This window comes from Clostridium formicaceticum (assembly GCF_001854185.1).
Taxonomy (GTDB): Bacteria; Bacillota; Clostridia; order Peptostreptococcales; family Natronincolaceae; genus Andreesenella; species Andreesenella formicacetica.
Window position 1 is genome coordinate 1,888,718 of record NZ_CP017603.1, and the last position, 13,225, is coordinate 1,901,942.

14 protein-coding genes are annotated in these 13,225 nt (G+C 34.5%); 9 read left to right on the plus strand and 5 right to left on the minus strand.

The features are described 5' to 3' along the window. Positions 1–3 precede the first annotated feature (3 nt). Together proB and proC are read left to right on the plus strand one after the other, a co-directional pair. Positions 4–798, plus strand: a complete 795-nt coding sequence (proB, locus tag BJL90_RS08590; RefSeq protein WP_070966605.1) for a glutamate 5-kinase — start codon at positions 4–6, stop codon at positions 796–798. A gap of 13 nt (positions 799–811) precedes the next feature. Beyond that, positions 812–1,624, plus strand: coding sequence for a pyrroline-5-carboxylate reductase (proC, locus tag BJL90_RS08595; RefSeq protein WP_070966609.1), 813 nt, complete (start codon positions 812–814; stop codon positions 1,622–1,624). A gap of 24 nt (positions 1,625–1,648) precedes the next feature. On the opposite strand, the gene BJL90_RS08600 is transcribed toward proC, so the two are convergent. Then, positions 1,649–2,077 carry an aspartate carbamoyltransferase regulatory subunit gene (locus BJL90_RS08600; protein ID WP_070966612.1) on the minus strand — a complete coding sequence of 143 codons (429 nt, stop codon included), beginning with the start codon at positions 2,075–2,077 and terminating at the stop codon, positions 1,649–1,651. Then, positions 2,071–3,006, minus strand: a complete 936-nt coding sequence (gene pyrB, locus BJL90_RS08605) for an aspartate carbamoyltransferase (protein ID WP_070966615.1) — start codon at positions 3,004–3,006, stop codon at positions 2,071–2,073. The genes BJL90_RS08600 and pyrB overlap by 7 nt, the downstream gene beginning before the upstream one ends. Positions 3,007–3,320: 314 nt before the next feature. Here pyrB and BJL90_RS08610 point away from each other — a divergent pair, with 314 nt between their 5' ends. The 4 genes from BJL90_RS08610 to BJL90_RS08625 all read left to right on the plus strand — a co-directional run bounded on the left by BJL90_RS08610 (position 3,321) and on the right by BJL90_RS08625 (position 7,927). Beyond that, positions 3,321–4,841 (plus strand): ADP-ribosylglycohydrolase family protein, encoded by a 1,521-nt coding sequence (locus tag BJL90_RS08610; protein ID WP_070966618.1) that lies wholly within the window; start codon positions 3,321–3,323, stop codon positions 4,839–4,841. A 39-nt stretch (positions 4,842–4,880) separates the two neighbouring features. Then, positions 4,881–5,648, plus strand: coding sequence for a LytR/AlgR family response regulator transcription factor (locus tag BJL90_RS08615; RefSeq protein ID WP_070966620.1), 768 nt, complete (start codon positions 4,881–4,883; stop codon positions 5,646–5,648). Further along, a complete protein-coding gene (locus tag BJL90_RS08620) occupies positions 5,645–6,517 on the plus strand; it encodes a hypothetical protein (protein ID WP_070966623.1) in 873 nt (290 codons plus the stop codon). The genes BJL90_RS08615 and BJL90_RS08620 overlap by 4 nt, the downstream gene beginning before the upstream one ends. A gap of 96 nt (positions 6,518–6,613) precedes the next feature. After that, positions 6,614–7,927: a GHKL domain-containing protein gene (locus tag BJL90_RS08625; protein WP_070966626.1), complete on the plus strand. Its 1,314-nt coding sequence runs from the start codon at positions 6,614–6,616 to the stop codon at positions 7,925–7,927. A 61-nt stretch (positions 7,928–7,988) separates the two neighbouring features. Here BJL90_RS08625 and BJL90_RS23055 read toward each other — a convergent pair whose 3' ends face one another. Next, positions 7,989–8,123: a hypothetical protein gene (locus tag BJL90_RS23055; protein ID WP_257786405.1), complete on the minus strand. Its 135-nt coding sequence runs from the start codon at positions 8,121–8,123 to the stop codon at positions 7,989–7,991. Then, positions 8,110–8,730 (minus strand): accessory gene regulator ArgB-like protein, encoded by a 621-nt coding sequence (locus BJL90_RS08630; RefSeq protein WP_070966629.1) that lies wholly within the window; start codon positions 8,728–8,730, stop codon positions 8,110–8,112. The genes BJL90_RS23055 and BJL90_RS08630 overlap by 14 nt, the downstream gene beginning before the upstream one ends. 281 nt (positions 8,731–9,011) lie before the next feature. Here BJL90_RS08630 and BJL90_RS08635 point away from each other — a divergent pair, with 281 nt between their 5' ends. Together BJL90_RS08635 and BJL90_RS08640 are read left to right on the plus strand one after the other, a co-directional pair. Next, positions 9,012–9,191, plus strand: a complete 180-nt coding sequence (locus tag BJL90_RS08635) for a hypothetical protein (protein ID WP_070966632.1) — start codon at positions 9,012–9,014, stop codon at positions 9,189–9,191. A 31-nt stretch (positions 9,192–9,222) separates the two neighbouring features. After that, the gene (locus BJL90_RS08640) at positions 9,223–10,290 is read left to right on the plus strand and encodes a sensor histidine kinase (RefSeq protein ID WP_070966635.1); all 1,068 of its coding nucleotides are present in this window, start codon (positions 9,223–9,225) and stop codon (positions 10,288–10,290) included. 25 nt (positions 10,291–10,315) lie between these two features. On the opposite strand, the gene BJL90_RS08645 is transcribed toward BJL90_RS08640, so the two are convergent. Beyond that, positions 10,316–11,500 carry an MFS transporter gene (locus BJL90_RS08645; protein ID WP_070966638.1) on the minus strand — a complete coding sequence of 395 codons (1,185 nt, stop codon included), beginning with the start codon at positions 11,498–11,500 and terminating at the stop codon, positions 10,316–10,318. A gap of 184 nt (positions 11,501–11,684) precedes the next feature. On the opposite strand from BJL90_RS08645, the gene cls reads away from it, so the two are divergent. Then, on the plus strand, positions 11,685–13,175 hold the full coding sequence (cls, locus tag BJL90_RS08650) for a cardiolipin synthase (RefSeq protein ID WP_236905080.1): 1,491 nt from the start codon (positions 11,685–11,687) through the stop codon (positions 13,173–13,175). Positions 13,176–13,225 lie beyond the last annotated feature (50 nt).

Sequence of the window (13,225 nt, forward strand, 5' to 3'; positions counted from 1 at the left end):
AAAATGATGAAGGAGCTTATCAATAACAGCAAAAAAATTGTTATTAAAATTGGCAGTAATACATTAGCAAATCAAGATGGTACAATATGCAAATCTTTTTTACAAAATCTAAGTAAACAGGTAAGTTGCTTAAAGGAAGAAGGGAAACAAGTTGTCATCGTATCTTCAGGAGCAAGAATTGCTGGTGTAGCAACCTTAGCAAAATGGATGCGAAAAGAAGATATCCATTATAAGCAGGCATTATGTGCTATCGGACAGGTGGAGTTGATGGATGCCTACAGAAGAGTTTTTGAAGAAGAGCATATTCATATTGGACAGATGCTGTTAACAAGAGATGACTTTTTAGATCCACATCGAACGCTAAATATAAGAAATACGCTTTTTACTTTAGTAGATGAGGGTGTAGTTCCTATTATCAATGAAAATGATACTGTAAGTGTGGAAGAAATAAAAATTGGAGATAATGATACCTTAGCGGCTTTGACAACAAACCTTTGGAATGCAGATCTTCTTATTCTTTTTAGTGATATTGACGGTATTTATAATAAGAATCCGAAAACCTATGCAAATGCTGAACTTATAGAGGAAGTCACTGATATTGATGAACTGTTAAAAACCATTGAAATTGGAACAGTAAATGATTTTGGTACAGGGGGGATTGCTACAAAAATAGAAGCTGCTAAGAAGGTAAATACCTATGGGATACCTATGATTCTGGCGAATGGAAAAAAGGAAAATATTTTATTAAGATTATTAGATGGTACGGAAAAAGCAACAGTATTTTTGGTGAATAATTAAAGAGGTGATTCATTTGCAACAAAAAATTGGATTTATTGGCACCGGCAACATGGCGGGAGCGATGATAAAGGGATTAACCAACAAGTTCTCTGAGATTTATAAGCATGTTTATGTTACAGATAAAAACCTAAAAAAAGCTGAAGACATGTGCAAAGAACTTCATATTAACTTATGTGAAAACAATATAGAGATTATAAAAAAGGCTAAAATCTTGATTATAGCAGTAAAGCCTAATGTATATGGAGATGTACTGCAGGAAATAAAAGATGTTATTACCAAGGAACATATTATTGTTTCTATTGCTGCTGGTATATCTATAAAATATATAGAAGGATTCTTTTCACAACCTATAAAAATTATTAGAACAATGCCAAATACCCCTGCTTTTGTAGGAGAGGGTATGACAGCGATAACACCGAATAAAGAAGTGACTGATGAAGAATTAGACACTGTTTTGTCTATATTTGAAAGCATAGGCAAGACAGACGTCATAGATGAAAAGTTAATGGACACGGTGACAGCCATTAGTGGTAGTAGTCCTGCCTATGTCTATTTGTTTATAGAAGCTTTGGCTGATGGGGGGGTGCTTCAAGGTTTATCACGGGAAAAGGCCTATACCTATGCTGCTCAAGCTGTATTGGGGGCTGCCAAGATGGTGCTGGAAACAGGTAAGCATCCAGGAGAACTAAAGGACAATGTCTGTTCTCCTGGAGGAACCACGATAGAGGCGGTATACACACTAGAAAAAAATCATTTTAGAGGAACGATTATAGAGGCTATGGAGGCTTGTACAGAAAAAGCACGGAAAATGGCAAATAATAAATAAAAAAAAGCGCTATAGGCGCTTTTTTTATAGACGATATTCAGTTAGTTCTTCGCAATAATTACATTTATATTGAATTTTGCCATTAGGTACTAAAGTAAACTCTGGCTCAGCATAATCGTCTATACAAGTAATACATCGTGGATTTTTACATTTAAATAAACCTGAAACTTTTTTTGGTATTTCAATCGCCTTTTTCTCTATTGTTCTATCATTTTCAATAATATTAATGGTAATATTAGGGTCGATTAAGCCCAATATGGTTAGATCAATGTCAATATAATCTTGTATTTTGATAATGTCTTTTTTACCCAGCTTCTTGCTGGGCACCTTCATCAACAAAACCACTGGTGTATCGATTTTATCTAAACTAAGTTTTTCAAAGATTTTTAAACCCTTACCAGAGCTGATATGATCAATCACAATACCTTTTTGAATACTGGTTACCTTTAACATGATTCAACCACCCCCAAAAGTAGTGCCATTAAGGCCATTCTTGCATATACCCCTAATTTTGCTTGTTCAAAATATTTACCTCTAGGGTCAATATCAACATCATAACTGATTTCGTTTACTCGTGGCAATGGGTGAAGCACCAAAAGGTCTTCTTTTGCATGTTCTAATTTATCTTTATTTAAAATATAACTATCCTTTAACTTGATATAATCTTCTTCATTAAAGAATCTTTCTCTTTGAATCCTTGTCATGTAAAGAATGTCTATTTCATGCATATGGGTTTCAAGACAGTGGGTTTCTATAATTTCAACATCATGGTTTTGCAAAATATCATTTTTAAGATGATAGGGAATTTTTAACTCAGGAGGAGAAATCAATACAAAGCTTATATTAGGATATCTACTCAAGGTCTTTAAAAGAGAATGAACAGTACGACCAAATAATAGGTCACCACAAAAAGCTACTTTTAGATTTTTGATTTCGCCCTTGTAGTGTTGAATGGTAATAAGATCTGTTAAAGTTTGGGTAGGATGCTGATGTCCGCCATCACCGCCATTGATCATGGGTACAGTAGCATATTGAGAAGCTAATTTAGGCGCACCTTCTCTTGGATGGCGCATTACTAAAATATCTGCATAATCATCTAGGACGCGGATGGTATCTGCGATACTTTCACCTTTTTGTACAGAACTGGTGGCTGCATCAGAAAAACCTAAAACATTACCACCCATTCTCAGCATAGCAGATTCAAAGCTTAAACGGGTGCGGGTACTAGCCTCATAAAATAAAGTACCTAATATTTTTCCTTTGCATATTTCTGCGTATTGCGCTGGATGATGATAAATATTTAATCCTAGATCAATAATTCGTTGAATTTCTTCTAGTGTTAAATCATTAGGGTCAATCAAGTGTCTACCTTGCAAACTCATTTTTATGCCTCCCTGTTTTAAATTTGGGAGTTTTCCACTCCCTTTTTAGTCTCCCCGGACTAAATTAAAGGTATAACATAAATAAAACCCTTGCAGTCAGACTGAAGGGCATACCAAACAAAGCAACCATTTGAAAAACCTGGCAACTTCCCTTTTCAGTCTCACAGGACAGAGTTAAAGGTCTTATTTATTTTCTTAAATATATCATTAAGAAAATTAAAAGTCAATAGATATAGATTCAACATAATAGAAGGAAATAGGTAAATTATGTAGAATACTTCTTCAAGGAAATAATTTATAAGAGGTGTCGATAGATGTACGGATTATCTTTAGAAGAGCTTTACAATTTTTTAGTAGAAGAGGCAGATATGCCTCCTTTTATGGAATATAACGAAAATATTAACTTAGTTCCTGCGTCAAATGTCGAATATAGAGACAAAATTCGTGGTGCCTTAGTGAGTTTGGCCATAGGCGATGTGTATGGCAGTTATTTAGAGGGCCAGCTTTCAAGGGAAGTAGAATATATTAACAATTTTTTAAAGGGCGATCGCTATGCTGTTTCACTAAATATTACGGATGATACAGAGATGACCATTATGTTAGCAGAATCCCTTATTATCCATCAAGGTTTTTACCCAGAAGATATGGCCAACAGATTTGTAAGACAATCCATTACCCAGATGGGTAATACCATTAAAGAGTTTATTTATAATTATCGTGATAGAAAAACCCCCTGGTACAAAAGCGGTGTAGAGTCCGCTGGAAACGGTGCTGTTATGCGCTGCGCTCCTATAGCTTTGATTAACTATGGGGATTTTATCTCTTTGAAAATAATGGCAGGTATTCAATCCGCTATCACCCACATGGACCAAATGGCCATTGCCTCTAGTATTGCCCATGGTACGGCGATTGCTTACTTAATGAACTTACCTCCCTTCAGCTTAAAGGAAAAGGAAGACTTATGTAAGTTTATAGCTACATGCGGGAAAAGTATTAAAGGTATAGAAACAAATGTTTATCGTACTAGGGAGAATAATCAAATTGCTAATTTATATACAAGACTGAATATAGAATTAATGGAGGCGGTTCAAAAAGATTTAGACGTGGATGAGACAAGAGAGCGATGGGGGAGTGGTGCTTATGTGCTGGAATCTCTGCCCTATGGGTTATTGGTCTTTTTAAATAGCCCCAATGACTATGAAAAAATATTGAAACAATGCCTAATGGCAAGAGATACAGATACAGTAGCCAGTTTAGCGCTGACACTAGCAGGTGCTTATTTAGGTTTTAATCATATCCCTAAAGGCTATATTAATAAATTGAAAAACCTTGAAGAAATATTGGCCTTAGCGGATCGCCTATTTGAGTTATCTTTAAAAAACAGAAGCAATAATCCCTATAGGCGAATGAGAGAAAATATTAGTGAATCAAAATCTCAGGATGAAATCGATAAATTGATGTGGAAGGGTATTAAATACAACAAGCAAGAACATTATCAACAATCTGTAAAATACTTTGAAGACTTAATTGTACAGCACCCAGAGGCAAAGAAAAATGAGAGAATAAAGCTTCACATTATTGAAGCTTATGAAGGCTTAGGCACAAAACTTTTAAAAGAAGAGGCCTATGAAGAAGCTTTGAAATATTTTAAAAAAGCATTGGCCTATGACTTAAATCATCCTATCATTTTGTGTGATTTAGCTATTACCTATTTAAACCTAGATGATTTAAATAAGGCAGAAAAATATGCACGACGTTCTGTGGAGATAGCACCAGAGTATGAGATAGGCAGGGAAGTACTTGAGGCAATTACCAGCATTAAAAGAAAGAGTTAAACAACACAATAAAGATAATTAAAAGGTAGAGGAGAACCTATGAAGATTGATTTTATTGTATGTGAAGATAATCCAAAAACCAGAAAAACCATCTGCGATTGGCTAGAAACTTATATTGACCATAAAGACATTAAATTATTAGTGGCTACATCTCAGCCGGAGGAGGTTCTGTCCTTTGTTACAGAAGATGAAGCCACTAAAATTTGTCTTTTAGATATCAATTTAAATGAAAAAATCAATGGTGTAGCATTGGCTGAGAAGATAAGAAATATCAATATAAATACAAAGATTATATTTATCACTGCTTATGCGGAGTGGGCTGTGGAAAGCCTCAACAGAAATATAGAACCTTTTGCTTATCTGACAAAACCCTTAGACAGACAAACCTTTGACTGGCATATGAAGAGACTGCTGAAGAAAATTAAAGAGCTTCAGGATTTGCAGCTGCATCCCAATGTAGGCTTGATAAAGCTAGAAGCCTATGGTAGAACCCACTACAAGAAGGCAGAGGTGATTACCCACATAGAGACCCATCATAAGGAGGGCTATCTTACAGTACATACAATCCAGGGAGAAAAAATAATCCATAGAAGTAGATTAAATGATATGCTGCAGCTGCTTAATAAAATACAGCCCAGTATTTTTGTGCAATGCTATAAGTCTACACTGGTAAATCCTTATTATATCGAGAGTACCGATAAGAAGCAAGGGGAAATTGTACTGAAAAATGGCATACGGCTATTTATGTCCAGAAGCAGAGAAGTACAAGAGGAAATAGATAAAAGGGTGATGGGGGAAAATTCATGATGACGATAGATAACCTTTGCAGTGTTATAGTGATCGCCATGGAAGTTTTAATCTATATGAATTTTTTAAGATTGTTTTTAAAAATAGCTAAGAAACAATACTTAAAACTCTATTTTTTTCTTTTTGTTTCTAGTGTTATCATAGTAACCACCCACAGCAAAATCCAATATTCCCATAACTTAAAAACAGCGATAGTGCTTACAATTCATGGGTTGATGATCATGGCTGTATTAAAGACCACTGTGTTTAAAACAGTTTTTCTGTCATTGATCTATGCAGTTGTGACGTTCTTGGGAAGTGTTTTTGCTATTTTTATTATGCAGAATACATTAGGGACTGCATTAGTAGAGATATTAAATGAACCGAGGCTATTTTTTGCTGCAAATATAGTATCCTTTTCAGTGGTAGGTTTGCTGTTATATATAATAAAATATATTTTGTTATATAGAACCTATGGGAAGATGGTGCAGAGCAAAGCTAAAAACATCATTCTTTATATTTTGACGGTATTTTCCATGCTCTTTATCAATTATTATACCTTCATCTATCATGTAAGTAAAATGAATATATGGGTATCTGTCTTGCATTTTATACTGGTGGCGGTCTATATTATGATTTCTCTAGATTATACTTTTTTGGAAAAGGATTTTTATTATCAGAAAATCCTCTATCAAAATCAACAGGAATATTTGACAAGGACGGAAAATTTGCTCAATGACTATCGGGAATTAAAGCATGGATGGAAGGATTATCTGGCAGGGTTTTCTGGTTTTGTTTATGGGGAAGAGAAGGACTGGGAGGCTTTGGTAGCCTACTATGAATCGGTGGTGGAAAAGACCAAAGACTTAATCAAGGATTCCTTGTCTTGAATTTGAGGATACATTGGCTGCAATGGCTAAAAAATAAAGATCTGCAAGCATACAAATACAAAAAAAGAAAGTGAGAAGGGAAATGGAAAAAGAATTATGATGACAATAGACAATTTTCCCAGTGCGATAGTAATTGCCATGGAAGTTTTAATTTATATTAATGTTTTGAGACTATTTTTAAAAATACCTAAGAATAAATATATAAAATTGTACTTTTTGCTTTTCATTTCTACTGCTATAACAGTAATGATTCACAGCGAAATGCAATATCTTTATAACTTTAAAACAGCTATAGTGCTTACAACCTATGGATTGACTACAACTGCTTTATTAAAAACAACGATTCTTAAAACCATCTTCCTGGTATTTATCTATGCGGTTGTAGCACTATTGGGAAATGTTTTTGCTATTTTTATTATGGTGAGCACCTTAGGGGTCACAATGATAGAGATACAAAATGACACAAAGCTATTTTTTACTGCAAATCTGATATCCTTTGCGACGATTGCATTGTTGTTATATATACTAAAATATATATTATTATATAAAACCTATGGCAAGACAGTACAGGTGAAAAGTAAGAATATTGTGTTATATATTATAACCGTGTTTTCTATGCTGTTTATTAACTTTTATACCTTCCTCTACTATGCAAATGAAATGAATGTTTTGGTTTCTATCGTGCATATTATTCTGGTGATTGCCTATATTACCATCTCCTTAAACTATACCTTCTTAGAAAATGATTTTTACTATCAGAAAATCCTCTATCAAAATCAACAGGAATATTTGACGGTGATAGAAAACCTTCTCAATGGTTATCGGGAGTTGAAGCATGGGTGGAAAAACTATCTGACGGGGTTTTCCGGCTTTATCTACGGAGAAGAGCGGGATTGGGAGGCCTTGGTGGAATATTATGAATCGGTGGTGAAAAAAACCAAGCACTTAACCAAGGATTCTTTAACGGTGATGACCAAAATCAAGGACTATATCCTATTGGGGATGTTTATTGAGAGAATTAATGAAGCGGAGGCAAAAGAAATCAATATCAATATCAATATCAACGGTGAGGAAGTGAAGCTGGGGAAAGATTATGATTTTCAAATGGATTTAAACTTTATGCTGGGAAATTTTCTGGACAATGCCATCAGACATGCTGAAGAGGCAGAGATCCCTATCCTGTGGATTGAGATAGCCTGTGAAGAGGAGTATACCAATTTTGTCATTAAAAATACCTTCAAAAAGGAATCCATGGAGGAAAAACAACGCTTTGACGGGGGGCATGGCTTAAGGCTGGTGACAGAAAAGGTAAAAAAATATCCCTTTATTGTCCACAGCACCATTATTGATGGAGATCTTTTTATTCAAGAATTGATTATAGAAAAACAGTCAATAGGTAGTTTGACGTAAAAGCAACAGGTGTCTACATTAGACACCTGTTGCTTTTATGTTTGAATAGTGTGCTATAGGATTATTCTTCAATCATAGATTCTGGCATTTTAGCCTCCCTCAGTCCCCATGTTCCGCATCCATGTTGAATGGTGAAGATAAAGGCAAAAACACTTAGTAGACTAGCTAATGCAGTAAGTAAATTAGTTTTTTTCATTGGTTTCTCCTCCTTTTAATTGAAATAGCTTATACATCAAGGGAGTGGTAAAAAGGCTCTCCCCCAAAACCGACAGTGTAATCAGTGTCCCATAGGGATTTTTTGCATTGATGAAAGCAGCGATAAATAGCAGTGATGTTATAATCAATAGTTTTTTTCTCAATTTTTTTCTTAAAGTCATACTCCTTAAAGGTCGGGCTTCTGTAGCAGCTGGAGCATAGCGATAGAGAAGCCCTATACTTATGCCCCAAAGCAGCAACAGTACAACAAGGGGGAGGGGATAAAAAACCCCCATTAAGGTAATACCAAACAATACAATAAAACTACCAAATAAACAACCTAAGTCTGTTTTAAGATGCATGCCCCAGGCGTAAGCTCGAACCAAAGCATAGCTAACCTGAACGATTGCAAAGTAAATAATGAAATTGTCTATATAAAAACTTAAAAATACAGCTATAGAAAATAATACAACAAGTTTAGGAAAAGCAATAAAAAACGAAGCAAGTCCATATTCAATCCTGTCTAATTCTTTTTGCTCTTTATCTGGCAAATTTTCTTTTATAAAGGAATAAGTTAAATGCTGTGCTAATTTTTCAGGAAACGCCATAATGATTCACCTTCTAACAAAATATTTTAAAAAACCTCTAAATTCCCTATGACTAAATTTTAAGACAAAATGAATAAAGAGGAAAGGATTTATAGGTGAACTATCAAAAATTATCGGTGTAGCATCAAAACATAACAGTTTACCGAAATATTTTACAGATTACCGAAGTAGTAGTATGGCAGGAAAGAAACTCGTCTATAATGAAAGGAATGAAAGGGTATCAACTACGATGAAGGGTTACTTTGATGATTAGCAGTGTAAAGTATAAGGAGTGGCTTAAAATGGAGGAAAAATTTTTATTAAAGGAAGTAAGGAAAGAAGTAAAGAAAAAGACGGATAACAGATTTGTCATGAATAAAAAAGAAAAGAAACCTTTTTTAAAGGAGGAAAAAACTGAAGAAGACTTTTACAGTAAAAAGAAACGCGTTGCAAACGTAATATTACCCGATATAGAAGGATAGATTGAAAAACCTTAGACGGGGGGTAGTGAGATTGATATTAACAAAAGAAATGCTTGATGACAATAAAAAAATGTTTTTTGACTTACAAAGCAAAGAGAACAAAAGTATTTTGTCCTTCTTAAATACGATGGAAGAATTTGTGATTATTATTGATCCTGATAGCCATGAAATCGTTTTTGCTAACGATTATGCAAAAAAAGAAGTGCTTTTTTTAGAGACTTATCCTTGCTGGGAGACATTAGGCTATGACAAGCCCTGCTGCCAACATAAGGATTGTCTCACTGAAAAATCTTTTGAAATTAAAAAAAGTGACGGAACATGGAAACAGCATAGAATTACAAAAATTACACTCTCTAATAGAACATTTTTAATGGAGTCTATCATAGATATAACAGACAAAAAAGCGAAAGAAAAAGAAAAAAAACTAAAGTATAATCTTTTATCCATGGTGTCGCATGAGCTAAGAACACTGCTAAACATTATTTTATCTACAATACAGTTTCTAGAGGTCTATGACAAAAATTGGAAAAATTCAGAAAACTCAAAGCATACACAACGCATAAAAAAGGCAACAAAGCAAATCAATAAATTGCTGAAAGATATATTATTGGTTGAAAAAGTGGAAGCTGAGCGCGTAAAATTCAATCCAAAACCTATTGATGTTGTTAAACTCACAAAAGCCATCTTAGAGCCGATTCGAGAGAGCATATCTTTATCTTCCAATATTATTTTTATCAGTGAAAAAGAAACTTTTTTTACCAATGCGGATGAATTTCTTCTTAGTACGATTTTGACAAATCTACTAACCAATGCAGTGAAGTACTCTAGAAATAATGAAGATGTAATCATAAAGATTGAATTTGAGGAAGAAAATATCCTTTTTAAAATCATAGATCAAGGGATAGGTATACCAAAAGCAGAACAAAAAAATCTTTTTTGTAGTTTTTATCGTGCTTCCAATGTCGGAGATGTTTCAGGAACGGGATTGGGGTTAACGATTGTACAGGACTTTGTAGATATTCACCAGGGAAGCATTAGCTTTAAAAGTGAGCTAGATAAAGGTACTACCTTTGTAGTAAAAATCCCCATTAGAAAGTAAATAAAAAAAGTTAACTTGAATAAAGTTAGCTTTTTTTTATACTTTGCATAATAGGCAGTTGTAATAAGGCTACAATGATGATACTTAAAATACCATAGGTAATCCAAGGAATAGGAGATGCTACAATACCATAGAGATCTACTAATCTTCCGCTGACAAAACTTCCTAATGCACCCCCAATTCCCGATGCAAAGTTGGCCACAGCAAAATAGGCCCCTAGTAGACTAGGGTCTGCTATTAACTTTGTTACATTGTCAAAGGTAGGCATCATAAACATTTGTCCAAAGATAAATAGGATGGAGAAAATCATTAAAAAGGTAAAGTTGGTAGACCATCCAATCAAAGTAATGGCAAGTCCTAATAAAATTGTTCCTACACTTAGGGAAAGGACAGGGGCATGTTTTTCTAGAAATTTCCTAGAAATGATGGGTTGAATAATAATAACAATAATACTGGTGACTGTCCAAATAACACCTATTTTATTCACATTACCCAGGACTACTTCCCCCCGTAGAGGAAGAAGTAGTCCTAACTGTGTATAGATTGCCCACATTAAAGCAGAGATAAGACTAAAGACAATAAATACCTTATCTTTAAAAATATTTATATAATCCTTCAGGGGGATTGCAGGACAGGGTTGACTTCCGCATCCCACTGGTAAAAAAATCCAGGATATAATGATTAAGCCAGCATAAACGCCTCCTGCTACATAAAAATTAGAATTGGTGGCGAAAAACAATACAAAAATACCTGCTATACTAGTACCTATGTTGGCTGCTACTGCCCTTAAGGAAAAAGCTGTGGTTGCTTCTTCTTGGGAGGCTAGATAAGAGATAGCAGCCTTTGTTGTAGGTATATAGATACCTGTGCCCATACCATTTAACCCAGAAAAGAGGGTTAAGGGGACCACAGAGGTAGATAAGCCTAAGCCAAAGAGGGCGATAAATTGAATAGCATTTCCAATCACCACAGTAAACTTATTTCCTATGCGATCCGAGAGGATACCTGCAATAATGCTGCCTAATTGAATAAATAAGGAACCAGCCCCGATGACTAAACCCACTTCAGAAGGATTTAGTTTTTTTTCTGTTTTTAAGAGAATAGGAAAAATAGGAACAATTAAATAAGCAGCTATATGAATGATTAATATAGAGGACAATAATACCCAAATTTCTTTTTTAAAATTTATATGAGGAGGAATACCAAACATAATAACAACTCCTAGGTTTTATCGTTTAAATCAAGTTATCTATGGATAGCGTCTATACATAGATAAATACATAGGTCTAGTATGAGCAAAAAATAGGTTTTTTAAAAGCATATTAAAAGCTCTTTTAGGAGATGATGATAGTATTAAAAGGAAGATTGAAGGATGTGATGATTTGGTGGAGCTGATGGTAATTGTTACCTGGCTGTTATTTTTGGCAGTCGTTTATTATAACATTTTTGTAATTATACCGGAGGCAGTTATTCTTGGCGTTTATCCCTATGTTTTGGGCATTACTGCTATTTTGGCTATAGGACTACTAATCCTGAGATTTCTAGAAAACCCTTCCTTTATAAGAATTGTCTATGTCGTATTGGGTATAAGTTGTATATTTATTGGGTTTACCTTGATACAAATTTGGAGGAATGCAAATTTGTTGAATCATTATCAAGAAAACAGGAGTCATTATATAGATCACCTTATGCGTATCACTAGAGAAAGAGAGTATGAAAGTACACAACTAGAACCTGAAGAAGAAGGGATAGCGACTTTGATTCAAGCCAATACCGGTATCCCTTTAACCAGCTATAATCGGGCTACATTAATCAGCGAGAGTAAGAAGATTTTTGATGAAATGATAGAAGCAATAGATCAAGCAGAAAAAAGTATACATATAGGTTTTTTTATTGTTAGAGATGATCATATTGGGGGGAAATTTAAAGAGATATTGAAGAAGAAGGCTGAAGATGGTTTAGAGGTACGATTGATTTATGATGGCAAGGGAAGTCATCGGTTAAGCAAGAGGTTTATCACAGACTTAAAAAAGGCTGGGGTAGAAGTTTTTGCCTATGATTCTATAGGGACTTCTATTTTAAAAGGTAAGTTAAATCATAGCAATCATAGAAAAATGGTGATTATTGATGGTAAAGTAGCTTTTACTGGAGGGATAAATTTAGGAGACGAATATTTAGGAAGAGATAAGGCCATAGGTAACTGGGAAGATATTTGCATCAGGGTTGAAGGGGAAGGGGCTCATTGGATTCAAAAAGTATTTCTAGCAGATTGGTATTATGCTACTGAAGAAAAATTGTTGGATGAAGTTTACTTCTCGCCAATACAGGTAGAAGAGGTTTTGCCTATGCAAGTAGTTACTAGTGGTTACGATACCCATTGGAACGAAATCAGCCAGGTGTACTTCTCTATGATTACTGCAGCCAAGGAAAGCGTCTATATTGCTACACCTTATCTTATTCTTAGTGATAGTATGTTGAAGGCGCTTGAAACCACTGCCTTAAGAGGGGTGGAGGTAAACATTGTTTTACCTAAGAAGCCAGACTTTTTTATTGTAGGATGGGCAAATGCTTCTTTTTTTGAAAAGTTGCTAAAGAGCAAGGCAAAGGTTTATCAGTACGATGATGGTTTTTTGCATGCAAAAGCAGTTTTAGTAGATGATAAAATCTTATCTGTAGGATCAGCTAATCTCAATACAAGAAGTTTGCATCTTGATTATGAATTAAATGTAATGATTTATGATGAAATATTGTGTAAGAAAATGAAAGAGGAGTTTAAAATCTATATGCAAAATAGTGTAGAGGTGACACTGGAGGACTATAAAAATCCTCCAATAGCTCAAAGGGTGAAGGAATTAATAGGTCGTCTCATTATCCCTTTGACATAGGGGTATAGTATTTAATCGTTTTGTACATAATATACAGATGTTGAAGGGAG